Consider the following 23,463-nt stretch of genomic DNA (forward strand, 5'->3'; position numbering starts at 1 on the left):
CGTTCACCGGTTCGGTGGTGACATATGAAACTGTACTGGAAGTGAACGGAACCTTAGCCGATCTTTCAGAATGCTTATTTGTGACTAAGAGACAGCTCACCAGGAGAGGAACCATCTATCAGTGTGCCGGCGGTTTTTTCATTAACGGAACCAGCATCGCAGCAATCAAAAAACCGATCATGATCAGGTAAAAAGCATCCGAAAACGCCTGCGTTCGCGCCTCGCGCAGCGCGAGGGCAGAAAGGTTTTTTAGCGCCCCGCTGGTAGTGGCATCCGGCGATAAACCCTGCGCGGTGAGGCTTGCGGCGCCGCGCTGGACGAAATCCGTCATCGCCAGGTTAGCGGTGTTGAGATGGTCTGCCAGGCGGCTGTAGTGCAGATTGGTTCTGTCATTCAGCACCGTGCCGCACAGGGCGATGCCGATAGCGCCGCCCAGGTTACGCATCAAATTGAACAGGCCGGAGGCGAGCTTAAGTCGCGCAGGCGGCAGGCTGCCCAGGGTTAGCGTGACGGTCGGTGCGACGGCGAACTGCTGCGCAAGGCCACGAAACGCCTGCGGAAGCAGCAGCTGATCGCCACCCCAGTCGTGGGTAATTGGCACAAAGCTGTACATCGAAATAGCAAAGCCAATAAGCCCTGCCATCAGCAGCCAGCGCAGATCCACCCGGTTGGCCAGCCACGAATAAAACGGAATCGACATCACCTGGAACAGGCCGGTAGAAAACACGGCGAGGCCGATTTCCAGAGCGCTAAAGCCACGCACGGTGCCGAGATACAGCGGTGTTAAATAGATCGTGGCGAAAATGCCCACCCCGGCCATAAATGAGAAATAGCAGCCCAGGCTAAACGTTCTGTCTTTTAGCGCCCGGAGATCCATCACCGGCTGCGCATGGCGCAGGGTTCGGATAATAAAGGCGATACCGCACAGCAGCGCTATCCAGCCTGTGGTGGCGATGGTGCTGTCATCAAACCAGCCCCAGCGCGGGCCTTCTTCCAGCGTGTATTCCAGGCACCCGAGCGAAGCCGCCAGCAGCAAAATACTGAAATAGTCTGCGCCGCGCAGCAGGGAAAAATCTGGGGTATCTACCTTCACCAGTAGCGGGACGGCTACGGCGATATAAATCCCCGGGATCACGTTAATAAAGAACAGCCAGTGCCAGTTAAAGTTTTCGGTGATCCAACCGCCCACGGTTGGGCCCAGCGTCGGTGCCAGAGAAGCCAGTCCGCCAATGGTCGCGGCGGCAATAACCCGCTGTTTGCCCTGGAAGAAGGCGAAAGCGGTGGTAAACACCAGCGGGATCATTGAACCGCCCGCCAGCCCCTGCAGGGCGCGAAACGCAATCATGCTTTGAATATTCCACGCCCAGCCGCACAGCAGGCTCATCAGCGTGAAGCCTGCCGCCGAGGCGGCAAACAGCCAGCGGGTGGACATCACCCTTGAGAGCCAGCCGGACAGCGGAATAATAATGATCTCGGCGATCAGGTAGCTGGTCTGCACCCAGACGGTCTCGTCATCCCCCGCAGAAAGGCCGCCGCCGATGTCCCGCAGCGAAGCAGAAACGATTTGGATATCAATCAGCGCAATAAACATCCCCACGCACATGCTGGCAAAGGCGAAGATCTTTTTTGCCATCGGCATAGAGATGCCCTGCGGCATCGGTGCGGCCTGGGCGGTGCTCATCGCGTACTCTTTTGATCGACGGTCACGATGACCGAGAGTCCTGGACGAAGCACATCCAGTTTTGCGCCGTCACCTTCCAGCGCGATCCGCACCGGCACGCGCTGGACGATTTTGGTGAAGTTGCCCGTCGCATTTTCCGCCGGGAGAATACTAAAGCGAGAGCCGGTGGCAGGTGACACGCTGGCGATATGCCCTTTAAAAGTGCGGTTCGGCAGCACGTCGGCGACGACGGTCACCGGCAAACCGGCACGCATATTTGCCAGTTGGTTCTCTTTGAAATTAGCGTCGACCCACAGCCCGTGTGAAGGCACCAGCGAGAGCAACTGCGTGCCGCTGGTGACGAAGGAGCCTGACCATGCACGGCGGTTGCCGATTACGCCGTCAAAAGGCGCGCGAATTTCCGTATAGCTGAGATTCAGCTTCGCCATGGTCAGATTAGCCTGCGCCTGTTCCAGCGCGGCCTGAGTTTGTTTTTCGCGCGCGTCCAGCACGGCCAGCTGGCGCTCGGCAACGGCTCTGTCCGCCTGAGCCTTGCCCTGTTCGGCCCGCGCCCGGCGATAATCCGCAGAGGCGTTATCGCGAATCTGGGCTGAAATCGCGCTTGAGGCTTCCAGCGCGTTATAGCGGCGGTTGTCGTTGGCTGACTTCTCCGTGGCCGCCGCTGCGGCAGCGACCGAGGCGGACGAACCCTGGATAGTGGCCTGCTGCAGCTGGCGTGTCGCGGCAATATCCGCCAGCGCGGCCTGCTGAGCGGCAACTTCACCCTGGGCTTTTGTCAGCGCGGCCTGGTAGTCGCGGTCATCAATGCGAATAAGCAGGTCGCCTTTTTTCACCGCCATGTTGTCCTGCACGGCAATCTGCTGAATATAGCCGGACACTTTGGTGGAAATGGCGCTGATATCGCCCCCGATATAGGCGTCGTCAGTGGACTGAATAAAACGCCCGCTGTGCCACCACCAGGCGCCGTAGCCTGCCGCCGCTAACACCGCTGCGCCGAGGACGGTCAGCGTAATCAATTTTTTCTTATGGGCGGCGTTCATCACTGGGGTTCTCTGTACGGTTCTGGCTGGAATTTAAGCCCGGTATCACCGGCGTGCTTGCGCTGCAGGTAGTCGTGGCGGTACTTCATCATTGGCGAGGCGGCCGGGCCCGGCACCATGGTGTATTTTCCGGGGACAATCGGCTCCCCGGTTTCTTTGTCGGCGAGGATGGGTTCCACCGGGCGCTGGGTTTCGCTTTCTACCAGCTGCATCTGCCGCCCTTCTGGGGCGAAGTGGCGGTTTCCCCATTCAGCCAGCGCCAGCAGCACCATACGGAAGTCGCGCCCGCGCTGGGTGAGATGGTACTCATAGCGAGGCGGCGAGCTGCTGTAGCAAACCTTTTCCAGCAAACCGTCGTCGACCAGCTCCTTCAGGCGCCGCGAGAGAATATTGGGCGCGACGTTACTGCTTTTTTGGAACTCGTCGAAGCGGGTAAAACCGGCTAATGCGTCCCGAAGGATCATGATGCTCCAGCTGTCGCCGATGCGGCCGAGGCTGCGGGCGATGGGGCAGGGGGCGCTGCAAAGAGGTTCGTTTTTCATGGATCGATCCGATGGCGGGTTATCGTCTGGCGACAAATTGACATAGTGACTATCAAAATGCAAGTCACTAAGGGTCTGACAGCTGTGCTACATTGTTGGTGTCATAACGTCGCGGATATATTCAGAAAGTCGTCGCTCTTAAACGAAAAGTGCGGCTTTAAAACCCTTCCAGTTGCCTTATGTCGAGATATAACTCTAATCTTTTTTGCTGGATGGATTTTCCATAAATCCAGGTAATAAATAATATACCCGCCCGAGCCATTTACAGGATTACCTATGCTTAAGAATGCAAGCGTTCGAAGCGTCATTGCCCTTTTCTTGGCTGTATCCTTTTTAGTTATTGATCTTTTGGCGTTCGCTTTATCCGCAAATGTTACAATTTTAGCCATGCTTAATATTGCATGGGTGGCGATACTCTTCACTCTCTGGACGTACATGACGATATATCTTGTACGGCCGATTAATCATGTTAAGAGAAGTATTGATGAAATTAACTCGGGGAATTTATCGGTACATATCCCTGAGTTTGGTAATAATTGCGCCGGGCGATTAATACCTGGCATAAATACGCTTTCGGCTGAAATTACGACCCTGGTGATGGATATTCGTAAATCTTCTCAGTCGGCCAAACTGCTGTCCGAAAGCCTGGCGCAGCAAAGCGCTACGCTGTCGGTCAAAACCGAGCAGCAGTCAGCAATGCTGATTCAAACGGCCTCCAGCATGGAGCAAATTTCGGCAGGGACTAAAAATAATGCCGACAGCACCCGCCAGCTGAGCGGGATTACCAGCGGTGCGCATCGCTCGGCTAATCACGGCAGCGACCTGATGCAGAAGCTGACCACCAACATGACCTCAATAACCGACTGTGCCAACAAGATGACGGAAATTATCACCATCATCGACAGCATCGCCTTCCAGACCAACATTCTGGCGCTGAATGCGGCGGTTGAAGCGGCCCGTGCCGGTGAGCATGGCAAAGGATTTGCGGTGGTCGCCGGTGAGGTCAGAAACCTGGCCCATAAAAGCTCGGAATCGGCCAAGAACATCAAGTCGTTAATTGATATTACCAACCAAAATGTTTTGCAGGGCGCAAGCCTCGTCTCCGAAGCGGAAAAAAATATGAAGGATATTGTTTCCGGCTCAGAAAATATCGACGACCTGATGGGCCATATATTTATTTCCACTAACGAACAGGAAAAAGGGATTCAGCAAATTACCACGGCGTTGTCCGAACTGGAGAAAGTCACCCAGGGGAACGTCGCGGTTGTCGAAGAGCTGGCGGGTTCTTCAGAAGTGCTGAATAAACAGGTCTTCGAGCTGGAAAAAAGAACTAACGGTTTACATCTGGGCGACAGCGATGAGGCGAGAGTAATATTACCGACGCCGCCAGCGCCGCGCAGAATGTTAAAAAAAGAAGAAGAACACTGGCAGACATTTTAAAATTTAGTCTTTTTTCGAAAAAAAAGCCCTGGGGTATTACTGCTCCGGGGCTTTTATTATTGATGCGTTGTTTATTGTGGCGTGGGTAGCGTTGAAGGATGCCTTCCAGACCAATGTGCCGTTTTATCGGCCAGGCTCGCTGCCACATCAAAAAAAATCTTGTCTCAGCGGATTGATAAACCAGTCTTTTCTTCTCTGCCTGGCTTAACCAATGGATAAAGTTCACGCCCGCGTATTGCAAATTAAATCACCAACTCTATAATTGAGTGAGTGGTCAGTCATTTAATGGTGGCCGCAACATTCACAACAGACAGCCGCCAGGCCACGCGCCGCGCTTATCAACCGAGGATACAAAGATGACGTCTAAAACTGAAAAGTGGTTTATTACCGGAGCTTCCGGTGGCCTGGGCCTGGCGCTGACCCGTCGCGTGCTGGAGGCGGGCAATACCGTCGTGGCCGCGGTACGTAACCCTGCCGCTTTGGCCGAGCTGCAGCAGCAGTTTGCCGGGCAGCTCATCGTTGAAAAACTGGACGTGACCGACTATGCCAGCCTGCCTGCCATCGCTCAAAAGCATGGCGATAGCGACGTCATCGTCAATAACGCCGGCGGGGCGATTATCGGGGCGATGGAAGAGTTCACCGGGCAGGAAATCGAGCATCAGTTTGCCCTGAATCTGCTTTCCCCTGTGCACATCACCCGCGCATTCCTGCCTGCGTTACGTGCTAAAAAACAAGGGCGGCTGATCTATATCACCAGCATGGGCGGCCGTGTTGCCTTCCCCGGTGGAGCCTTCTACCATGCGGCAAAATATGGCCTGGAAGGGTTTGCCGAAAGCACGGCGCAGGAAGTGGCGGAGTTCAATATCAAGGTGCAAATCATTGAGCCCGGTTCGATCAAAACTAACTTCCAGGCGAACGTGCGCTGGACCGAAGAGTCCGACGCCTACAAAAATGGCACCGTGGGCCAGCTGCGCCGCTGGATTGCCGAGCATGGTGAAGAGAGCAACGCCGGTGACCCTCAGAAAATGGCCGATGCTATTTATACGCTGAGCCAGCAGGCCGAACCGCCGCTGAGAACCGTGCTGGGTGCCGATGCTTTCCAGATCCTCAAAGGCAGCTATGAGAAGAGCCTGCAGTCGCTGGAGGAGCAAAAAGCGATGTCTGTCTCGGTGGTGATTGAAGGCAAAACCGGATTTATTCCCGAGTAATGTTTTCGGCCCCCGCCGGGTGTGAATGCGGGGGCAAAGCTCAAACCCTGGCGGCGAAATCTATTACACTGTGCGGAGATTTTATTAACCCCGGAGACGTTGGAATGGCAAGACCCCTAAGCCCGCAAAAACAGGCGGCACTTCTGGATGCAGCGGTAGAAATTGTTGCGCAGAGCGGTCTGTCGGCTACAACGGCCAGCATTGCAAAACGGGCGGGGGTGGCGGTTGGCACGCTGTTTACCTACTTCCCCACCAAAGAGCAGTTGCTAAACGAAGTCTATTTAATGCTGAAGCAGGATATGTCCGACCTGCTGGTGACCGGCTACCCAAAAGATGCCGACTTCCGCACGCAAATGGCGCACATCTGGCGAGGTTATACGGAATGGTCGCTGAAAAATCCTCAGGGCAAACAGGTGCTCAGGCTGCTGACGGTGTCGGATCTGCTGACGCCGGAAACGCTCGCCAGCACGCCAGAGGCGCTGAATCAGGCGGATAAAATGTTTGATGAGGCGATAAAGCAGTCGCTGTTTGTCACCGACAGTAAAACGTTTATCTACGCCATTATTCAAAATATTTCCGATGCCACCAGCGAGCAAATCGCCAGGCATCCGGCAGATAAAGAGACATTGTTGCAGCTTGGCTTTCGCATGATGTGGAACGCGATTGCGGCTTAACTCATCAAGTTTCCAGGAAAGAGCCATGAAAATTGTGATTGTAGGTTCCGGCGGTATGGTCGGGCAGGGCGTGCTGCTGGCAAGCCTGGCGGCAAAAGACGTCAGCGACATTATCCTGCTCGTCAGGAAGCAGCCTGAAGGTGAGCATGACTCCCGCATCCACTATGTGGTGAACGGCGATCTGATGGATTTCGATGCTGCCGACCCGCTGTTCAGCGACGTTGATGCGTGTTTCTTCTGCGCTGGGATCAGCTCCTCTGGCGTCAGTGAAGCGGTGTACAGACGTATGACCTACGACATGACGCTGCAGGTTGCAGAGCAGCTGAAATCCCAAAGCCCGCAGATGAAGTTTGTTTATGTCTCCGGCGCGGGTGCAGACAGCAGCGGAAAGAGTTCGCAGATGTGGGCTCGCGTGCGGGGAGAAGTGGAAAACAAATTGCTGGCGCTGTTCCCGGGCAACGCTGCCATTTTCCGTCCGGCGTTTATTCTGCCGACGCCGGAAGTGCAGTCCCGTACTCCTGCATACCGGGCTTTATATACCGTCATTGCCCCAGTGATGCGCCTTATCAGCGCCACCACCGGGAAGCGCTTTTTGTCGATTATCGACATCGGCAACGCGATGCTGAACATCACGCGTTTTGGCGTGAATAAAACCATCATGGCGAAGCCGGACATAGTGGCCTGCGCCGACCGCCGCAGCTAAGCCGGGCTTTCGGCCGCTTTTCTGCGGCGGGTACTGAGTAACACTAGCGGGACGGCGATGATGTACACCACAATCACCGACAGCCAGATAGCGCCTGGCCACGCTTTTTGCACCACAAAGTAGAAGCTTGAAAACCCCAACGGAGCAATGATAGACGCCAGGCTGACCGCTGAAGCCAGAATGCCCTGCAGTTGCCCCTGGCTGGCTTCATCCACCTTGCGGGTGGCTAACGCCTGCAGGGCAGGAGCCCCAACGCCGCCCAGCGCGAACAGCGGCATAATCACAAATACCTGCCAGCCCTGCTGCACGAAGGCCAGCATCGCCAGCGCAATACACGAGCTAAAGATGCCAAACAGCACCGCGCCACGCTCGCCCAGCCAGCGGGTAATCGGGCCGGGAAGCAACGCCTGCGTGAGCGTCTGGCAAATACCGTAAGCGCCCAGAGAAAGCCCAATCCACAGGCCGTTCCAGCCGAAGGTATCAGCCCCCCAAAGCGCCCAGCAGGTGCCGTACACTTCTCCCGTCGCGCTCAGGATGAAAAAGACCATCGCTATCGGGATGAGCCCTTTCAGGGTGAAAATCCGGCGTAGGGGCTGCAAGGGATTAAGCACCGCAAAACTAAATCGTTGACGTTCCGGCGTGCGGGATTCTGGCAGCATAAACAGCGCCATCAGCAGGTTACAGGTGTTCAGTACCGCCGCGGCGATAAACGGCAGCCGCACCCAGTAATCGCCGAGCAGGCCGCCAAGCACCGGCCCGATGATAAACCCGGCGCCAAACATGGCGTTAAACAGCCCGAAGCGGCGGGCGCGTTTATCCGCCGGCGTGACGTCGGTGATGTAAGCCATCGCCACCGAGACGTTGGCGCTGGTGAGTCCGGCAATGGCCCGGCCCAACAGCAACATCCACAGCTGCGGCGCAAAGGCCATGATCAGGTAGTTCACGGCGGCCCCGGCAAGGGACACCAGCAACACCGGTCGACGACCATAGTTGTCGCTCAGCGCGCCCAGCAGCGGGGCAAAGATAAACTGCATCAGGGCATACAGCGCGGTCATGATGCCTATCCAGTGGGCAATATCCGGCGTATGCGTCACCTCTTCCAGCAGGCGCGGCAGAATGGGAAACACCAGGCCGATGCCGACGGCATCCAGGCAAATGGCGGAGAAAATAACAACCAGCGCTTTGTTCATGTTTACCTGTACTAAGTACCAATATATACTCGGTACATAATTATCCATTCATCAGGATCCTGTCAATGTCTCTCGATCGCCGTACGCTTAACCGTCTCGCCACCCGCCAAAAAATTTCTAACGTCGCAACCCGGCTGTTTCTGGAAAAGGGCTTTGAGCAGGTGACGATTGATGAGATTGCCGCGGCGGCGAAAGTGGGGCGGATGACGGTGTTTAACCACTTCCCGCGTAAAGAAGACATGTTCTTTGATCGTGAAGAACAGGGGCTGGAGATGCTGCGTACTGCTCTGAATCAGAGTGATAAAAACGCCAGCCCGCTGGAAGCGCTGCGCCGTTTTGCCCATCAGCTTGTCGCGCAGAATAGCCCGGTGGTGGCCTTCTCCGTCGCGGGGCAGGGGTTTGTCTCGACGATTGAAAACAGCGCGGCGCTTAAGGCCCGGGCCAGAGAGATACGAGACGAGTTTACCCAGGTGCTTGCCGAAGAGCTGGCCGCTGGCGCTGGCCTTGAAAAGCATGACGCACAAACCCAGCTGGCGGCAGCGCTGGTGCTGGCGACCTGGAGTGCGGCGCTGATTCAGGCGCACCGAACCTTTGGCCAAACGCTGGACAACGCAGCCGCTGCAGCCGTTTTTCTTGAGATGATCGACAGAGGAATCGCTGGCGTTATCGCGGCGATGAGCGGCACGGTTTACGGCAAAAAATAACGCCATCAGGGCGTTGCCGGGCTGAGGGAATTTCAGTAGATTTATCGTTTTCGGAGTTAGAAAAATGTCCGTCACCGATGCTCTTATCGCCTTTACGCTTGCCGCCACGCTGCTCACGCTGACTCCCGGCCTTGATACCGCACTTATCCTGCGAACCGCCGCCGCCGAAGGTGGCAAAAAAGCCCTTCATGCCGCGCTCGGTATCGACGTGGGCTGTTTTGTCTGGGGGGCTTTGGTTGCCTTTGGGCTTGGCGCTTTGTTAGCGGTGTCTGAACTTGCCTACAGCTTGCTGAAGTGGTGCGGTGCGGCGTATTTATGCTGGCTGGGTATTCAGCTGCTTTTGCGTCCTCGCCAGAGCTTTAGCCTTGCTGCCGGGGAGCCAACGCGTGCCAATAACTGGTTTCTTCGCGGGATGCTGGGCAACGTGCTTAACCCGAAAATGGGCGTCTTTTACGTCTCCTTCCTGCCGCAGTTTATTCCCTCCGGTCACTCCCCTATCCTCTGGACTTTTCTGCTGGTTTCCATTCACGTCGTGCTCGGCACGCTATGGTCACTGACCCTGATTCTTGCCACGCGCTATGCCTCGGGCGTGCTCAAAAAACCAGGGGTCGTGATGTGGATGGATCGCGTCACCGGCTGCGTGTTTCTGCTGTTTGCCGCGAAGCTGGCAATTAGCCGACGCTAAGCCTGTTTTGCCGTCAGCATGCCCGGCGTTTGCCCGGTCATGCTGCGGTAAAAGTAGATAAAGGCGCTGTCGCTTGAAAAGCCAAGCTCTCCGGCCACGGCGGTAATTGGCGCGTGGCTTGCCAGCATTTCCACGGCTTTCATTAAGCGCCACTGCTGCCGCCATTGCTGCCAGGAGAGGCCAGTTTCCCGGCGGAAAATACGGCCAATGGTGCGCTCGCTCGCACCGGTCACGGCGGCCAGTTCGTTGAGTCGTGGCGGCAGCGTGTCACCCGCCAGGTGTCGCAGGCGTTTATCCTGCGGGAAGCGTAGCGTCATCGGCTCTTCCCTTGCTGCCTGTAGCTCTGTTACGCACAAGGCGGCCATGTGCATCGGCGCGCCTTGCTCCCAATTTGTTGCCCACGGGCTGGCCGAGATCCTTTCCAGCAGTTCATTGAGCAACGGCGTGACGTTGAGCACCAGCGCGTTGGCTGGCAGCGTGGGGTAACGCTCCGTGTTAAACCAGATTGAGCGGTAGGCCACGCTACTTTTCATTTCGGCGCGGTGGCTCACGCCTCCCGGCAGCCAGGCGACTTTTCCCGGCGGCAGTAAAGAGAGCATCCGGCCTTCATCCAGCGTGAGCTTTACGCAGCCTTCCCGGGTAAACAGCAGTTGCCCCATACGGTGCCGATGCAGCCCGGAATCATGATCCCCAAGTTCAGCCTGCACGCCAATCACGCTGTTATCCAGCGTATCAGGGTTAAATTCCGCGTCCGCGCTTAGCCAGCTCATAATGTCCGATTTCCGCTATTAAATGTCCTGATGTTTATAATGGTGCATTCGCCGTTTTCCTACAATAGCGCCTCTTTTGAAGGAGGACGCAGGGTGAACATACACCGTGGAATAGCGCTATTAACCGCGCTGCTGATGTTTCCGCAGATTGTGGAAACCCTTTATAGCCCGGCGCTGACCGATATCGCCCGGCATTTTTCTGTTACCGCCCAGGATGCGGGCTGGACGCTCTCGCTGTACTTTTTTGGCTTTGCCGCAGGCGTGCTGTTTTGGGGGCGAATGTGTGACCTTTTAGGCCGCAAACCGGCGCTGCTGCTTGGGCTGCTGTGCTATGCGGCAGGCGCGGCGGTGGCCCTGATGACTTCGCATTTTATGCTGCTGTTGGCGGCTCGGATGCTGGCGGCCTTTGGCGCGGCCACCGGCTCCGTGGTGACCCAGACGGTTTTACGCGACCGTTTTAGCGGCGGCGAGCTGGCGCGGATATTTTCTTTTATGGGCATTGCGCTGGCTGTGAGCCCGGCGCTGGGCCTCTGGCTGGGCGGCATTATTGTCTCCGCCGCAGGCTACGAGGGGGTATTTTACCTGCTGTTCGGGTTGGCCGTTATTCTGCTGACCTGGAGTGCGCGACAGCTTGAGGAAACGAGGCCGTCGCAGCACGCCCGACATGCTTTTGGCGCGGTTGTGCAACGTATGCTGAAAGACCCGGAAATCTGGCGGGCAACCGGGCTGGTGGCGTTGTTCAATATCAGCCTTTTCAGCTACTACAGCCTGGCGCCGTTTCTGTTCCAGTCCTTAGGCTTTGGGCCCGCCGCTTTTGGGCTGACGGGCGGCGTGCTGGCGCTGGGTTCTCTGGTGGGGGCACAGCTTAATCATATTCTGATGAAACGGAGTCTGAACGCCAAAGCGTTGCTGAATTTAGCCAGTGGCATAGGTCTGGCGGGAAGTGTTGGCGTCTGGGGATTGATGCACAGCATCTGGTTTTTGGCACCGATGTTTCTGGTTATGGTCGCGTTCTCGATGGCTATTCCGGTGGTGCTTAGCACTGCGCTTGGCGCTTATACCGATTGCCGGGGGACGGCCGGGGCGCTGTTCGGCTTCGCCTATTACCTGTTGATTGGCAGCGGGCTGATGGTATCCGGCTGGGGCCAACAGCTTGGGATTACGCTGGTGGTTTGCGCCGTGGGGATTGTGCTTGTGGGATGGAGGTATAGGGGGAGTTAACGCTGCCCGATTGCCTCTTAGTCGGAGATAGTCACGATTATGTAAAACCAGCTTAGATTCCGTTCACCCATTTCTCTATTTCCCATGCACATTCAGAGCACGGTGAACGTGTCAGGTGGCATTACGCCATCCCCCGAACAGCCCCGGCGCCCGGCGAGCTCATCGCCGCTGAAGCGGTAAACCGACCCTCACCCCGGCCCTCTCCCAGAGGGAGAGGGGGAAAACAGCCAACGTGGAACATTTTTTATTCCCTCTCCCTTCCAGGGAGAGGGTGAGGGTAGGAAGTGATGTTGTGGTTTAAATCGGCGCCTGCATATAAAACAGGACTGGTAGTGAACGGAACCTTAGCCGATCTAACACAGACCATAGCCGATCCAAACCGTATTCGCGGCTACAGCAACCCACCCAGATTCACGTACTTAGTTTCCAGGTACTCTTCCAGCCCGCAGTCGGAGCCTTCGCGGCCGAGGCCGGATTCCTTCACGCCGCCGAAAGGTGCCACTTCCGTGGAGATAATCCCTTCGTTTACGCCGACCATACCGCTTTCTAACTGCTGCGTGACGCGGAAGGCGCGAGCCAGATCGCGGGTGTAGAGATAGGCCGCAAGGCCGAACGGCGTGGCGTTGGCGCGTTCGATAGCCTCCAGTTCATCGCTAAAGCGGAAGCAGGCCGCCAGCGGGCCGAAGGTTTCCTCGCGCGCCAGCAGCATGGCTTCGGTGGCATCCGCCAGCACGGTTGGCTGGAAGAACGATGCGCCGAGAGCGTGACGTTCGCCGCCGCACAGCAGGCGTGCTCCGTGCTGCAAAGCGTCCTTCACGTGGGCTTCCACTTTTTCAACCGCTTTCTGGTGAATCAGCGGCCCCTGCTGGGCTCCCGGCGTCATACCCGGCGCAACTTTCAGCGCTTGCGCGGCGGCGGCGAGTTTCTCAACAAACTGCTCATACACGCCGTCCTGGACGTAGAAGCGGTTGACGCACACGCAGGTTTGCCCGCTGTTGCGGAACTTAGCCGCCATGGCGCCTTCCACGGCGGCATCAATGTCCGCATCGTCAAAGACGATAAACGGCGCGTTGCCGCCCAGCTCCAGCGACAGCTTTTTCACGGTATCCGCCGCCTGGCGCATTAGCAGCTTGCCGGTAGGCGTTGAGCCGGTGAAAGAGATTTTACGCACCGTCGGGCTTGCCATCAGCGTGCTGCCGATAGCTACCGTGTCGCCGGTCACGGCATTGATTACGCCTGCCGGGACGCCAGCCTGTTCTGCCAGCACGATAAGCGCGAAGGCGGAGAGCGGCGTTTCGTTTGCTGGCTTAATTACGGCGGTACAGCCAGCCGCCAACGCAGGGCCGAGCTTGCGGGTCAGCATCGCCAGCGGGAAGTTCCACGGGGTGATGGCCGCCACGACGCCAACCGGCTCTTTGAAGGTGAGGATTTGGTTTCCGGCCTTCGGCGACGGAATGGTTTTGCCGTTGGCACGTTTGGCTTCTTCGGCAAACCATTCGATAAAGCTTGCGGCATAGGCCACTTCGCCTTTGGCTTCCGCCAGCACTTTGCCCTGTTCGGTCACCATCAGTTCCGCCAGTTCGGCCTGATGCTCCATGATCAGCGCAAACCAGCGCTGGAGGATCTGCGAGCGGGCTTTGGCCGTTAGCGCTCTCCACGCGGGCAGGGCGGCATGGGCTGCGGCAATCGCCGCCTCGGTCTCTTTTGCTCCGGCGTTTGCCACCTGGGCAACAACTTCATCGGTTGCCGGGTTTAAAACAGCGTAGCGCTCGGCGGCATCCCGCCATTCACCGTTGCAGTACCAGCCGGTTCGAACCAGGGCGTCAAAGTTGCTCATGCGATATTCCTTGTCGTTACGTTATCGATAAACAAGCCGCGGGCGGCACGGCCTTCTCGCGCGATGCGTTTGCCTGCGGTGTAGTCATTGATGACGTCGCACGGCGTGTAGTTGCGCTCCAGCTCGTAGCGTTCGTCTTCAGCGAGCGGGGTGCCGAGTGCGGCAATAGCGCTGTCAATTTGCTGCACGGAATCCGCGCCAACCAGCATGCAGTCCACGCCTGGATGGTTCAGGACCCAGGCCTGCGCGATTTGCGCCGGAGGCAGGCCGCGCAGCTGGGCCACGTGGCTCACGGATTGGGCGACGTTGCGGGAGGTGGCATCCGCATACATTTCCTGGGTGAAGAAGTCGGTCTGGTTGCGCACGGAGGTAAAGTCGCAGCTCAGCAGGCCACGGGCGAGCGGGCTGAACACCGACACGCCGAGCCCCTGGTCGCGGCAGAAGGGGATCATTTCCCGCTCTTCTTCGCGGTAGGCGCAGTTCAGCTGCAGCTGCATGTTGATAGGTTTTGCGTAGCCGTTGCGCTCGCAGCACCAGAGGATTTTCGCCAGTTGCCAGGTGTACATGGTGGAGACGCCGACGTAGCGCGCTTTGCCGCTGCGCACGATGTCGTTCATTGCCGCCCAGGTCTCTTCAATAGGCGTGTTCACGTCGAAGTAGTGCAGCATGTAAATATCGACGTAGTCGGTGCCGAGGCGCTTCAGGCTGCCGTCAATGCTCTCCATAATGTGCTTGCGTGAATGGCCCTGGTTATTAAAGCCGGTGCCGATCGGGTAGCCCACTTTAGTGGTGAGCACCAGGTCGTCGCGGCGGGCAATACGTTTTAATACGTTGCCAACCACTTCTTCCCCGGCACCGCTGGAGTAGAAGTCGGCGAGGTCGATAAAGTTGATGCCTGACTCCAGCGCGTGGCGGATCAGCGGCTCGCTTTGTGATTCGTCAAAAATCCACGGTTTCCACTGTTTGCTGCCCATGTTCATGGTGCCGAGGCACAGACGAGAGACTTTCAGGCCGCTGTGGCCCAGGTTGACGTATTCCATTTCGCCTCCTCAGGCTTTTGGGGTGTAGAAAGGGTTGCCGAGCTGCGGCAGGGCGTCAGCAATCTGGCTGCGCTGCGGCAATTTGCCCATCGCTGCGCGAATGGCCTGGCGGCAGGCGTTGTAGTTATTGTGGTAAACCTCGTCGATGTCGTTACAGCCTGGGTTCACCCAGTTGGCGGTGACGATGCACCATTCGTCTTCTGCTTCCGCTGGCAGCGTGCCGTCCAGCAGCGCTTCGGTTACCGCTTTGGCGATGGCGGCCTGGGACGCGCCCCAGGTGGCATTGCCGTGCAGCTCGCCGCTGATTTCCGCTTTGTTGACGTACAGCGTCATCGGCTTGGCCGGGACGTTAGGCTTAATCACCACCATAAACGGGCAGTGGCCCTGGCTTGGTGAGGCGAGGCTGCTGGAAAACGCCTGGCCAACCACGCCGCTGCGCGGGCCAATCATAATGTTGATGTGCGAGGCGTTAACGCCGTTACCTTCAAACCCTTCTCCGATATACATTTCCACGAGACATCTCCTGTTAAGCGTGAGCGTTATTTAGCCGGTTCAGCGGCGGCATTGCCGTGGCGCTGGGCCGGGTCGTGAGCGGCATCGACAAGGGTTAGCCCTTTGGTTTCAGGCGCCCAGGCGAGAGAGACAACGGCACCGATGACGAGCACCAGCGCCAGCATGCCGGTGGTGGCCTGCATGCCGTAATTCAGAATGGCCAGCGGCAGCAAGCCGGTGCCGATGGCAGAGCCCAGGCGGCTCATAGAGGTGGCAAAACCCACGCCCATCGAACGCACTTCCGTTGGGAAGCTTTCGGCCGGGAAGACGCCCACCAGATTGCTGACCGCCGACATCACCAGCGTGAAGGCGGCAAAAAACAGAATTAACCAGCCGGACTGGCTCACCGGGATGACGCTGAGCATCACCAGGCAGGCGGCGAGGAACACGAAGGAACCGATCAGGAAACCACGGCGTGAGCACACTATGGTCAGCAGGATCCCGGTCAGCGCGCCGACGATCAGCAGGCCGTTCAGCAGCAGGTCGGTGGTGAAGTTATTGTTCAGCCCCATCACCTGCAAAATCGACGGCAGGAAGGTGTAGATGGCGAAGTAAGGGATAACCAGGCAGACGAAAAACAGGCTGTTAAAGGCGGTGCGGCGGCGGTATTTCGGGCCGAACAGCGACATAAAGCGCTGCTTTGAGGCGACCGGGGCTTCGTCTACCAGCAGCACGTTAGGGCCGAAGTATTTGTGGACGATAGCCATCGCCTGTTCTCGTCGTCCTTTACCCATCAGCCAGCGTGGAGATTCCGGCGTGCCGATGCGCATCAGCAGAATAATCAGGGCAGGCAGCGCCGAAGAGGAAAGCAGCCAGCGCCAGGCATCCGGGCCAAGCGCCGTTAAGAAATGCCCGGCGAAGCCTGCGGCCACGTAGCCGAAGGTCCAGATCACGCTGAATGAGCCGAGCAGCACGCCGCGATGTTTACGCGGGGAGAACTCCGCCAGCATGGTGTGGCCGACGGAGAAATCGCCGCCGAGGCCGATACCGACCATTACCCGTAAGAAGAACAACTGTTCTGGCGTGGTCGCGAAGAACTGCAGCGCCGAGGCGAGCGTGATAACGACGAAGCTGAAGCAGAAGATCTTCTGGCGACCAACGTAATCGGAGATCCAGCCGAGCACCAGGCTGCCGAGAAACAGGCCTACCAGCGCCGAACTGCCGAGCATCCCTTCCCAAAAGGGGGTCAGCCCCATTTGCGGTTTTATCTGGGCCAGCGCGAAGCCGATCACGCCCAGCACGTAGCCGTCGGTGAAGTGCGCGCCGAAGGTGAGGCCGGCGATTTTGAGATGGAAACGGTTTAACGGCACGTCATCCATACGGGTGTACTGTTGTGTCAGGTGGGACATAACGCATCCTCCTGTGAGGGGATTTTTGTAGGGTATTTGTATTTTTTATGTTTCAAGTGCGTTAACAATGTGGCAGCAAAGTACGCCGACAGGCGAGTGCGTTTTAGTCATACCCCCAGGCGAAAAACGCATGTGATCGCCCTCCTGTTTTACAGAAATAGGGGCGGCGGGGGATGGTGTTTCAGGGCAGGTTAATAACATATTATTAACATGGCTGGCGCTTGCCCGTGGATAACGACAATAATGAGAAAACTCCCGTCACTCAGTATGTTAAGAGTCTTTGAAGAGACCTGCCGGACGCTTAGCTTTAGCAAGGCGGCCCAGGCGCTGTGTATTACCCAGAGCGCCGCCAGTCGGCAAATCAAACTGCTGGAAGAGTTTCTCGGCAAGCTGCTGTTTGTGCGTACCCACAGCGGGCTGGAGCTGACCCAGGACGCGATGCTGCTGTTGCCCGTGGTGCGCCAGTCGCTGGATATTCTGGAAGAAGGGGTATGCCACGTTCAGCTGCGTAACCCTTTACAGCACCTGCGCCTGCAGGTGGCGCCGACCTTTGCCACGCGCTGGCTGGCACCGAGGCTGGTGGCGCTTCGCCAGCGTAACGGCCAGCTACAAATTGCCCTTATCAGCGAAACCCGGCAGAAATACAGCGATTTTGACTGCGCTATCCGCTTTGGCACACGTAAGGAAAGCGAAGGGCGAGGGCAGTGGCTGTGCCATGAAAAACTGCTGCTGGTTGCCAGCCCGCTGCTGATGATTGACGGCGTTTTCCCGCCGCTGGCCTCGCAGCCGCAGCTGCATATTCTTAACGGCGATATCCGGCTGGATAACTGGTCGCGCTGGCTCGCTGCGACGGGAGAAAACGACAGCCTGCTTTCCGGCGGGCTGGAGTTCAGCACCGAGGATCAGGTGATCAACGCCTGCGTGACCGGCGCGGGCTATGCGGTGCTGGATCGGATGATGATCCGCAACGAGCTGCGTGGGGGATTACTGGTGCCGCTGGCCGAGCTGGAGCTTGAAAGCGGCAACGGCTACTGGCTGGAGATCCCGCAGGGGAAGCTTGATCTGCCGCGGGTCGGCTATTTTTGTGACTGGATTCAGGCGGAGGTCGCCCGTTTCTGGGGTGAAGAAGATCCTGTAGTGCCGGGTGCGCCTGTCATACCTGACGCGCTGGCCGTCGGGTAAGTAGAAGCCTCCTGATGGAGGCTTTTTTCTTGCCGGGATACGGGTTATAACCGGAGGAAACGACATAAGGGGATGACGATGAAAACGATTGGGCTGCTGGGCGGCATGAGCTGGGAGTCGACGATTCCCTACTACCGGTTAATCAATGAAGGGATCAAGCAGCGTCTGGGTGGGCTGCATTCGGCCAAAATCGTGCTGCACAGCGTCGATTTTCACGAGATAGAGGCCTGCCAGTCCTCCGGCGAGTGGGACAAGGCCGGTGAGATGCTGGCCGAGGCGGCGCTTGGGCTGCAAAAGGCCGGCGCAGAAGGCATTGTGCTGTGCACCAACACCATGCATAAAGTGGCGGAACACATTGAGTCCCGCTGCGCGCTGCCGTTTCTGCATATCGCCGACGCAACCGGGCGAGTGATTGCGGCGCACGGGGTAAGCCAGGTCGCTCTGCTGGGCACGCGCTATACCATGGAGCAGGACTTTTATCGTGGCCGCCTGCAGGCGCAGTTCGGCATCCACTCTATTATTCCGGACGCATCCCAGCGCCAGCGTATTAATCAGATAATCTTTAATGAGCTTTGCCTCGGGGTGATTAACCCGGACTCGAAGCGCTACTATCAGCAGGTTATTCAGGAGCTGCAGGCGCTCGGCGCAGAAGGGGTTATTTTCGGCTGTACCGAAATTGGCCTGCTGCTCGGCCAGCAGGATTGCCCGCTGCCGGTGTTTGATACCGCTGCGATCCACGCCGCCGATGCAGTTCTCTTTATGTGCGGTGAGGAATAAGCATTTTTCTTTTTCTATCAATAAATTAAATATTACTTCAGCTTTACCCCCACGCCGTGCCGGGTCATGCCCGGCCGCTTATGTGTTATAAATTTGTTATGTAGCGCACATTATTCTAAAAAGCTGCTCCTCTGAAAACCTCACACTACAGGCGATTGCGCCCAGCAATGGCTTTTCATCATGTCTGCAACCGGAGTTATACAATGCCTGTTTCCTTACTGGCGCTGGCGATGAGTGCGTTTGCCATCGGCACGACGGAGTTCGTGATTATGGGGCTGCTGCCCGAAGTGGCGGGGGATCTTCAGGTCTCCATTCCCGTCGCCGGCTGGCTTATCAGCGGCTATGCGCTGGGGGTTGCCATCGGCGCGCCAATCATGGCTTTGCTCACCGCTCGCTTGCCGCGCAAGCTGTCGTTAACTTTGCTGATGGTGATTTTCATCGTCGGTAACCTGCTGTGCGCCCTTGCGCTTAGCTACAACTTCCTGATGCTGGCGCGTGTTATTACGGCGCTGTGCCACGGGGCGTTCTTCGGGATTGGTGCCGTCGTGGCGGCAAGCCTCGTACCGGCCGGGCGCAAGGCGTCTGCGGTGGCGCTGATGTTCACCGGCTTAACGCTGGCGAACGTGCTTGGCGTGCCGATTGGCACCTGGTTCGGGCAGCTTTACGGCTGGCGCGCGACCTTCTGGGGCGTGGCCGTTATCGGGGTGATTGCCTTCCTCGCGCTGGTGGTCAGCCTGCCGTCGCAGAAGGATGAAGAAGCTACCGACCTGAAAAGCGAAATCAAGGCGCTGGCGCACGGCAAACTTTGGTTGTCTCTCAGCATGACGGTGTTCTTCTCCGCCGCGATGTTTGCGCTGTTCAGCTATGTGGCGCCGATGCTGCTGCAGGTCACCGGGATCACGCCGAGGGGCGTGAGCTGGACGCTGTTCCTGATTGGTGCGGGGCTGACGGTGGGTAATATCCTGGGCGGGCGGCTGGCGGACTGGCGCGTGTCGTTCAGCCTGATTCTTAGCTTTAGCCTGATTGCCGTCTTCTCGCTGCTGTTCCGCTGGACCAGCCACGGCGCATGGCTCGCGGAAATCACGCTGTTCCTGTGGGCGATGGCGGCGTTCGCCACCGTGCCTGCGCTGCAAATCAACGTGGTGCTGCACGGTAAAGAGGCGCCGAACCTGGTTTCCACGCTCAATATCGCCGCCTTTAACGTGGGCAATGCGCTTGGTGCCTGGGTTGGCGGGACGGTGATTGAACGTGGTTATGGCCTGACGGCGGTACCGGTGGCCGCCGCCGGATTGGCGGTTGTCGGGCTGATTATTTGCCTGATTAACTTCAGCAACGGCTCCGGTCACCAGCAGCCGGTAACAGAGCAATAAGCTAGCGGTTGAGCAGCGCGTTTAGCGGGTCACTGTACAGATGCATACTGCGCTGTAGGTGGTCGCTGAACGCGCTGACCAGCGCAGAAGCCGGGCGGTGTAGAGGCCGAATCAGGCTGACGGTAAAAGGCACCGCCACGCTGAATCTGCGCACCACCACGCCCCGCTCGTGGTAATCCAGCGCGGTTAACGGATTGACGACAGACACGCCAGCACCCGCCTGAACCATCGCGCAGACGGACGCGGCGCTGTGGGTTTCAACCACCATCCTCCTCTTTACGTCATGTTCCTGAAACAGCGAGTCCAGCAGCTGGCGATAGCTGTCGGTGCGCGACAGGCTGATGTAATTCTCCCCGGCAAAATCCTGCGGCGTTAGCTCCTCTTTCCCGGCCAGCCTGTGCCCGGCGGGCAGCACGCAGACTTCGTTCAGGGTTAACAGCGTCTGGCGTTCTGTTCCGGCGGGCGTGCTGACGTTCTCCGTTAGCCCCAGGTCGTGGCGCTGGGCGGAAAGCCACTCTTCCAGCAGCGGGGATTCCTGCGGCACGATGTTCAGGCTGAGATCCGGGTAGCGGGCAAGAAACGGCTGTATCAGGCGCGGTAAAAACGATTGTGAAAAGACCGGCAGGCAGGCAATAGACAGCTCGCCCTGGCGGAATTCGCGCAGGCTTTCCGCTGCATTAATAATGCGGTCCAGCCCGTACCAGGATCGCTGAACCTCTTCAAACAGCCGTAGCCCCTGCACCGTGGGGTAAAGCCTGCCACGGCTGCGCTCGAACAGCTGCAGGCCGATGAGCTTTTCAAAGCGCGCCAGCTCACGGCTGACCGTGGGCTGGGAGGTGCGCAGCAGCCCGGCGGCCTCGGTGAGGTTGCCGGCGGTCATCACGGCGTGGAAGATTTCGATGTGGCGCAGGTTGATGGCTGGCATATTTTTTTGTCCGCTGGCGTTGTTTTACCCTCACCCCGGCCCTCTCCCTGGAAGGGCGAGGGGGAAGACCTGGTCTGCATGAGGGGGAGGGGGATGAATTGTCCCCTCTCCCCTCTGGGGAGAGGGTTAGGGTGAGGGGATAATCTCTAAACCATATCATATTTGAATAGACTTGCTCGAAAACGATATTTTTTATCACTCACGCTCTGTGGCGTAATAGAGGCAAATGACAGTTACCCGGAGTTCACCATGCCTCGCTCGCTGCACGACACCACCACCGCGCTGAATGCGCAAAACCTGCTGACCCTGCCCGCCGAATTCGGCTGTCCGGTATGGGTTTATGACGCTGAAATTATTCGCCAGCAGATTGCTCAGCTGCGCCAGTTTGATGTGATTCGTTTCGCCCAGAAGGCGTGCTCCAATATTCATATCCTAAAGCTGATGCGCGAGCAGGGCGTGAAGGTGGATTCGGTGTCGCAGGGGGAAATCGAGCGTGCGCTGGCGGCGGGCTATAAGCCGCTGGAAAATCCGGACGATATCGTTTTTACCGCCGACGTGATTGATAACGCCACGCTGGCGCTGGTGGCAGAGCAGAAAATCCCGGTCAATATCGGGTCCGTGGATATGCTGCACCAGCTCGGTGAAGTGTCGCCGGGCCACCGCGTCTGGCTGCGCATTAACCCGGGCTTCGGCCACGGTCACAGCCAAAAAACCAACACCGGCGGCGAAAACAGCAAGCACGGTATCTGGCTGAGCGATATGCCCAAAGCGTTGGAAGCAATGCAGCGCTACGGCATCCACCTGGTCGGTATTCATATGCATATTGGCTCAGGCGTGGACTATGGCCACCTCGAGCAGGTGTGCGGCGCGATGGTGCAGCAGGTGATCGACTTCGGGCAGGATCTTGAGGCAATTTCCGCGGGCGGCGGGCTGTCTATTCCTTACCGTGAAGGCGAGGAAACGATCGACACCGATCATTACTACGGCCTGTGGAATGCCGCGCGCGAGAAAATTGCTGCTCATCTGGGGCACCCGGTGAAGCTGGAGATCGAACCCGGGCGTTTCCTGGTGGCTGAAGCCGGGGTGCTGGTTTCGCAGGTGCGCGCGGTGAAAGATATGGGATCCCGTCACTTTGTGCTGATCGACGCCGGTTTTAACGATCTTATGCGTCCTTCTATGTACGGCAGCTATCACCATATTTCCGCCCTGGCGGGAGATGGTCGCGAGCTTGCTGCACTGCAGCCGAGAGAGACCGTGGTGGCAGGGCCGCTGTGTGAGTCCGGGGATGTGTTTACCCAGCAGGAAGGCGGCAAGGTTGAAACCCGCCTGCTGCCGCCGGTAAAACCGGGTGACTACCTGGTGCTGCACGACACCGGCGCGTACGGGGCTTCTATGTCGTCCAACTACAATAGTCGCCCGCTGTTGCCTGAAGTGCTGTTTGATAACGGTAGCGCGCGCCTGATTCGCCGCCGCCAGACTATTCAGGAGCTGCTGGCGCTCGAGCTACTTTGAGATCTTTCTTCCGGCCTCGAACCAGGGGCCGGGTGCAACGGAATCTCTCAGCACCAGGGTACCTACAAACGGCGGGATTGGCTCTAACGGCTCGCCGCTTGAGAGCTTAATGGCCCGATCGATGGCGGTAATAATCATGTTGTCGATGGGCAGATAGACGGATGACAGCGCCGGCTCCAGCCATTGCGCGCTTGGCGCGTCATCAAAACCAAACAGCGAGATATCCTGCGGAATGCGAATCCCGGCCTGGTGCAGCGCTTTGGATGCGCCCAGCGCCATATCGTCGTTGCAGGAGAACAAGGCGCTGAAGGTTACGCCGCTGGCCAGCAATTCCTGGCACAAATGGTGCCCTTCTGTCATGGTCGAATCCCCGTACTTCACCCGGTTTTCATCCCACGCAATGCCGTGTTTTTGCAGCGCTTTGCGGTAGCCCATCAGGCGCGCTTTGCCGGTTGGCGTGGAGATAGGCACGGTTATGCAGGCTATCTCTCTGTGCCCCTGCTGAATCAGATATTCGGTGGCCTGAAAGGCGGCATCCTGCTGTTCGAAGAAGACGCAGCGTTCACGTGCCTGGGTGACATCGCGGTTAATTACCACCAGCGGTACCTGGATGGCGTTCATCAGCGACATTAGCGCCCGCTCGCTCATAAAACGGGTGTAGAGAACGATAGCGTCACAGTGCCTGTCCGCCAGCATCTGCACGGCGTCCAGCTCTTTTTCAGGCGTGTCGTGCCCGTCGGTGACGATCAGCTGTTTGCCGTAGAATTCCGTGCGGCGTGAAGCCTGCTGCAGAAGGCGGCCAAAGTAAAAACCATCAAAAGTGGAGACAACCAGCCCGATGCTGTTACTGCTGCGGTTGGCGAGCGAACGTGCCAGAAAATTAGGCTTATAGCCCAGCTCTTCCATGGCCTTAAACACCTGTTCGCGGGTGCTTGCTTTAACCTGTCCGGTGCCGTTTAACACGCGAGATACCGTCGCTTTGGAAACCCCTGCGCGTAACGAGACATCTAACATTGTTACCATTGTTTCCTTCCCGATCTGGACGCTGTCGCGATTTTACA

Annotated in this window: 22 protein-coding genes; 11 read left to right on the forward strand and 11 right to left on the reverse strand. The window is 57.8% G+C overall.

Translation table 11 applies throughout. The features are described from left to right. Positions 1 to 118: 118 nt before the first annotated feature. The 3 genes from HX778_RS01630 to HX778_RS01640 are packed head-to-tail and all read right to left on the reverse strand — an operon-like array spanning position 119 to position 3,263. On the reverse strand, positions 119 to 1,681 hold the full coding sequence (locus tag HX778_RS01630; protein WP_176981140.1) for a DHA2 family efflux MFS transporter permease subunit: 1,563 nt from the start codon (positions 1,679 to 1,681) through the stop codon (positions 119 to 121). Next, positions 1,678 to 2,721, reverse strand: a complete 1,044-nt coding sequence (locus HX778_RS01635; protein ID WP_255483314.1) for an HlyD family secretion protein — start codon at positions 2,719 to 2,721, stop codon at positions 1,678 to 1,680. The genes HX778_RS01630 and HX778_RS01635 overlap by 4 nt, the downstream gene beginning before the upstream one ends. Continuing rightward, positions 2,721 to 3,263, reverse strand: a complete 543-nt coding sequence (locus tag HX778_RS01640; RefSeq protein WP_038479208.1) for a helix-turn-helix domain-containing protein — start codon at positions 3,261 to 3,263, stop codon at positions 2,721 to 2,723. The genes HX778_RS01635 and HX778_RS01640 overlap by 1 nt, the downstream gene beginning before the upstream one ends. A 276-nt stretch (positions 3,264 to 3,539) precedes the next feature. On the opposite strand from HX778_RS01640, the gene HX778_RS01645 reads away from it, so the two are divergent. The 4 genes from HX778_RS01645 (at position 3,540) to HX778_RS01660 (ending at position 7,288) form a co-directional block, all read left to right on the forward strand. Continuing rightward, positions 3,540 to 4,703 (forward strand): methyl-accepting chemotaxis protein, encoded by a 1,164-nt coding sequence (locus tag HX778_RS01645; protein WP_038479211.1) that lies wholly within the window; start codon positions 3,540 to 3,542, stop codon positions 4,701 to 4,703. 356 nt (positions 4,704 to 5,059) lie between these two features. After that, positions 5,060 to 5,911: an SDR family NAD(P)-dependent oxidoreductase gene (locus tag HX778_RS01650; protein WP_176981141.1), complete on the forward strand. Its 852-nt coding sequence runs from the start codon at positions 5,060 to 5,062 to the stop codon at positions 5,909 to 5,911. Between the two features lie 104 nt (positions 5,912 to 6,015). Next, the gene (locus HX778_RS01655; RefSeq protein WP_176981142.1) at positions 6,016 to 6,585 is read left to right on the forward strand and encodes a TetR/AcrR family transcriptional regulator; all 570 of its coding nucleotides are present in this window, start codon (positions 6,016 to 6,018) and stop codon (positions 6,583 to 6,585) included. A 25-nt stretch (positions 6,586 to 6,610) separates the two neighbouring features. Then, a complete protein-coding gene (locus HX778_RS01660) occupies positions 6,611 to 7,288 on the forward strand; it encodes an NAD(P)H-binding protein (RefSeq protein ID WP_176981143.1) in 678 nt (225 codons plus the stop codon). On the opposite strand, the gene HX778_RS01665 is transcribed toward HX778_RS01660, so the two are convergent. Next, positions 7,285 to 8,478, reverse strand: coding sequence for a TCR/Tet family MFS transporter (locus HX778_RS01665; RefSeq protein ID WP_176981144.1), 1,194 nt, complete (start codon positions 8,476 to 8,478; stop codon positions 7,285 to 7,287). The two genes, HX778_RS01660 and HX778_RS01665, sit on opposite strands and share 4 nt — an antisense overlap. A gap of 65 nt (positions 8,479 to 8,543) precedes the next feature. Here HX778_RS01665 and HX778_RS01670 point away from each other — a divergent pair, with 65 nt between their 5' ends. Together HX778_RS01670 and HX778_RS01675 are read left to right on the forward strand one after the other, a co-directional pair. Further along, entirely contained in the window at positions 8,544 to 9,182 is a 639-nt protein-coding gene (locus HX778_RS01670) for a TetR/AcrR family transcriptional regulator (RefSeq protein ID WP_176981145.1), read from the forward strand. Positions 9,183 to 9,246: 64 nt separating this feature from the next. Then, positions 9,247 to 9,867 (forward strand): LysE family translocator, encoded by a 621-nt coding sequence (locus HX778_RS01675; RefSeq protein WP_038479230.1) that lies wholly within the window; start codon positions 9,247 to 9,249, stop codon positions 9,865 to 9,867. Here the strand turns inward: HX778_RS01675 and HX778_RS01680 are convergent. Further along, entirely contained in the window at positions 9,864 to 10,637 is a 774-nt protein-coding gene (locus HX778_RS01680) for a helix-turn-helix transcriptional regulator (protein ID WP_176981146.1), read from the reverse strand. The genes HX778_RS01675 and HX778_RS01680 overlap by 4 nt on opposite strands. A 135-nt stretch (positions 10,638 to 10,772) precedes the next feature. Between HX778_RS01680 and HX778_RS01685 the strand changes: the two genes are divergently transcribed. Beyond that, positions 10,773 to 11,858 (forward strand): multidrug effflux MFS transporter, encoded by a 1,086-nt coding sequence (locus HX778_RS01685; RefSeq protein ID WP_255483318.1) that lies wholly within the window; start codon positions 10,773 to 10,775, stop codon positions 11,856 to 11,858. 391 nt (positions 11,859 to 12,249) lie between these two features. Here the strand turns inward: HX778_RS01685 and HX778_RS01690 are convergent, their stop codons facing one another. The 4 genes from HX778_RS01690 to HX778_RS01705 are packed head-to-tail and all read right to left on the reverse strand — an operon-like array spanning position 12,250 to position 16,636. Next, positions 12,250 to 13,695 (reverse strand): NAD-dependent succinate-semialdehyde dehydrogenase, encoded by a 1,446-nt coding sequence (locus HX778_RS01690; RefSeq protein ID WP_176981148.1) that lies wholly within the window; start codon positions 13,693 to 13,695, stop codon positions 12,250 to 12,252. Further along, entirely contained in the window at positions 13,692 to 14,735 is a 1,044-nt protein-coding gene (locus HX778_RS01695; RefSeq protein ID WP_038479242.1) for an aldo/keto reductase, read from the reverse strand. Before HX778_RS01695 ends, HX778_RS01690 begins: the two co-directional genes overlap by 4 nt. Positions 14,736 to 14,744: 9 nt before the next feature. Then, the gene (fae, locus tag HX778_RS01700; RefSeq protein WP_176981149.1) at positions 14,745 to 15,248 is read right to left on the reverse strand and encodes a formaldehyde-activating enzyme; all 504 of its coding nucleotides are present in this window, start codon (positions 15,246 to 15,248) and stop codon (positions 14,745 to 14,747) included. Between the two features lie 26 nt (positions 15,249 to 15,274). Then, positions 15,275 to 16,636 carry an MFS transporter gene (locus tag HX778_RS01705; RefSeq protein ID WP_176981150.1) on the reverse strand — a complete coding sequence of 454 codons (1,362 nt, stop codon included), beginning with the start codon at positions 16,634 to 16,636 and terminating at the stop codon, positions 15,275 to 15,277. A gap of 243 nt (positions 16,637 to 16,879) precedes the next feature. Here HX778_RS01705 and HX778_RS01710 point away from each other — a divergent pair, with 243 nt between their 5' ends. From HX778_RS01710 to HX778_RS01720, 3 genes are all read left to right on the forward strand, one after another. Next, positions 16,880 to 17,818 (forward strand): LysR substrate-binding domain-containing protein, encoded by a 939-nt coding sequence (locus tag HX778_RS01710; protein ID WP_255483315.1) that lies wholly within the window; start codon positions 16,880 to 16,882, stop codon positions 17,816 to 17,818. Positions 17,819 to 17,896: 78 nt separating this feature from the next. Beyond that, positions 17,897 to 18,595, forward strand: coding sequence for an aspartate/glutamate racemase (locus HX778_RS01715; RefSeq protein WP_176981152.1), 699 nt, complete (start codon positions 17,897 to 17,899; stop codon positions 18,593 to 18,595). A gap of 203 nt (positions 18,596 to 18,798) precedes the next feature. Further along, on the forward strand, positions 18,799 to 19,965 hold the full coding sequence (locus tag HX778_RS01720; protein ID WP_038479251.1) for an MFS transporter: 1,167 nt from the start codon (positions 18,799 to 18,801) through the stop codon (positions 19,963 to 19,965). Position 19,966: 1 nt separating this feature from the next. Here HX778_RS01720 and HX778_RS01725 read toward each other — a convergent pair whose 3' ends face one another. Further along, positions 19,967 to 20,890, reverse strand: coding sequence for a LysR family transcriptional regulator (locus tag HX778_RS01725; protein ID WP_176981153.1), 924 nt, complete (start codon positions 20,888 to 20,890; stop codon positions 19,967 to 19,969). Between the two features lie 249 nt (positions 20,891 to 21,139). On the opposite strand from HX778_RS01725, the gene lysA reads away from it, so the two are divergent. Further along, on the forward strand, positions 21,140 to 22,402 hold the full coding sequence (gene lysA, locus HX778_RS01730; RefSeq protein ID WP_176981154.1) for a diaminopimelate decarboxylase: 1,263 nt from the start codon (positions 21,140 to 21,142) through the stop codon (positions 22,400 to 22,402). Here the strand turns inward: lysA and HX778_RS01735 are convergent. Further along, entirely contained in the window at positions 22,394 to 23,425 is a 1,032-nt protein-coding gene (locus HX778_RS01735) for a LacI family DNA-binding transcriptional regulator (protein WP_176981155.1), read from the reverse strand. The two genes, lysA and HX778_RS01735, sit on opposite strands and share 9 nt — an antisense overlap. Between the last annotated feature and the right edge of the window lie 38 nt (positions 23,426 to 23,463).

The organism is Cedecea sp. P7760 (assembly GCF_013386425.1).
Taxonomy (GTDB): domain Bacteria; phylum Pseudomonadota; class Gammaproteobacteria; order Enterobacterales; family Enterobacteriaceae; genus Cedecea; species Cedecea selenatireducens.

Excerpts from the sequence above, each read along its gene's own strand:
- HX778_RS01630 (WP_176981140.1), bottom strand. The coding sequence starts at position 1,681 with ATGAGCACCGCCCAGGCCGCACCGATGCCGCAGGGCATCTCTATGCCG.
- HX778_RS01635 (WP_255483314.1), bottom strand. The coding sequence starts at position 2,721 with ATGAACGCCGCCCATAAGAAAAAATTGATTACGCTGACCGTCCTCGGC.
- HX778_RS01640 (WP_038479208.1), bottom strand. The coding sequence starts at position 3,263 with ATGAAAAACGAACCTCTTTGCAGCGCCCCCTGCCCCATCGCCCGCAGC.
- HX778_RS01645 (WP_038479211.1), top strand. The coding sequence starts at position 3,540 with ATGCTTAAGAATGCAAGCGTTCGAAGCGTCATTGCCCTTTTCTTGGCT.
- HX778_RS01650 (WP_176981141.1), top strand. The coding sequence starts at position 5,060 with ATGACGTCTAAAACTGAAAAGTGGTTTATTACCGGAGCTTCCGGTGGC.
- HX778_RS01655 (WP_176981142.1), top strand. The coding sequence starts at position 6,016 with ATGGCAAGACCCCTAAGCCCGCAAAAACAGGCGGCACTTCTGGATGCA.
- HX778_RS01660 (WP_176981143.1), top strand. The coding sequence starts at position 6,611 with ATGAAAATTGTGATTGTAGGTTCCGGCGGTATGGTCGGGCAGGGCGTG.
- HX778_RS01665 (WP_176981144.1), bottom strand. The coding sequence starts at position 8,478 with ATGAACAAAGCGCTGGTTGTTATTTTCTCCGCCATTTGCCTGGATGCC.
- HX778_RS01670 (WP_176981145.1), top strand. The coding sequence starts at position 8,544 with ATGTCTCTCGATCGCCGTACGCTTAACCGTCTCGCCACCCGCCAAAAA.
- HX778_RS01675 (WP_038479230.1), top strand. The coding sequence starts at position 9,247 with ATGTCCGTCACCGATGCTCTTATCGCCTTTACGCTTGCCGCCACGCTG.
- HX778_RS01680 (WP_176981146.1), bottom strand. The coding sequence starts at position 10,637 with ATGAGCTGGCTAAGCGCGGACGCGGAATTTAACCCTGATACGCTGGAT.
- HX778_RS01685 (WP_255483318.1), top strand. The coding sequence starts at position 10,773 with ATGTTTCCGCAGATTGTGGAAACCCTTTATAGCCCGGCGCTGACCGAT.
- HX778_RS01690 (WP_176981148.1), bottom strand. The coding sequence starts at position 13,695 with ATGAGCAACTTTGACGCCCTGGTTCGAACCGGCTGGTACTGCAACGGT.
- HX778_RS01695 (WP_038479242.1), bottom strand. The coding sequence starts at position 14,735 with ATGGAATACGTCAACCTGGGCCACAGCGGCCTGAAAGTCTCTCGTCTG.
- HX778_RS01705 (WP_176981150.1), bottom strand. The coding sequence starts at position 16,636 with ATGTCCCACCTGACACAACAGTACACCCGTATGGATGACGTGCCGTTA.
- HX778_RS01710 (WP_255483315.1), top strand. The coding sequence starts at position 16,880 with ATGAGAAAACTCCCGTCACTCAGTATGTTAAGAGTCTTTGAAGAGACC.
- HX778_RS01715 (WP_176981152.1), top strand. The coding sequence starts at position 17,897 with ATGAAAACGATTGGGCTGCTGGGCGGCATGAGCTGGGAGTCGACGATT.
- HX778_RS01720 (WP_038479251.1), top strand. The coding sequence starts at position 18,799 with ATGCCTGTTTCCTTACTGGCGCTGGCGATGAGTGCGTTTGCCATCGGC.
- HX778_RS01725 (WP_176981153.1), bottom strand. The coding sequence starts at position 20,890 with ATGCCAGCCATCAACCTGCGCCACATCGAAATCTTCCACGCCGTGATG.
- lysA (WP_176981154.1), top strand. The coding sequence starts at position 21,140 with ATGCCTCGCTCGCTGCACGACACCACCACCGCGCTGAATGCGCAAAAC.
- HX778_RS01735 (WP_176981155.1), bottom strand. The coding sequence starts at position 23,425 with ATGGTAACAATGTTAGATGTCTCGTTACGCGCAGGGGTTTCCAAAGCG.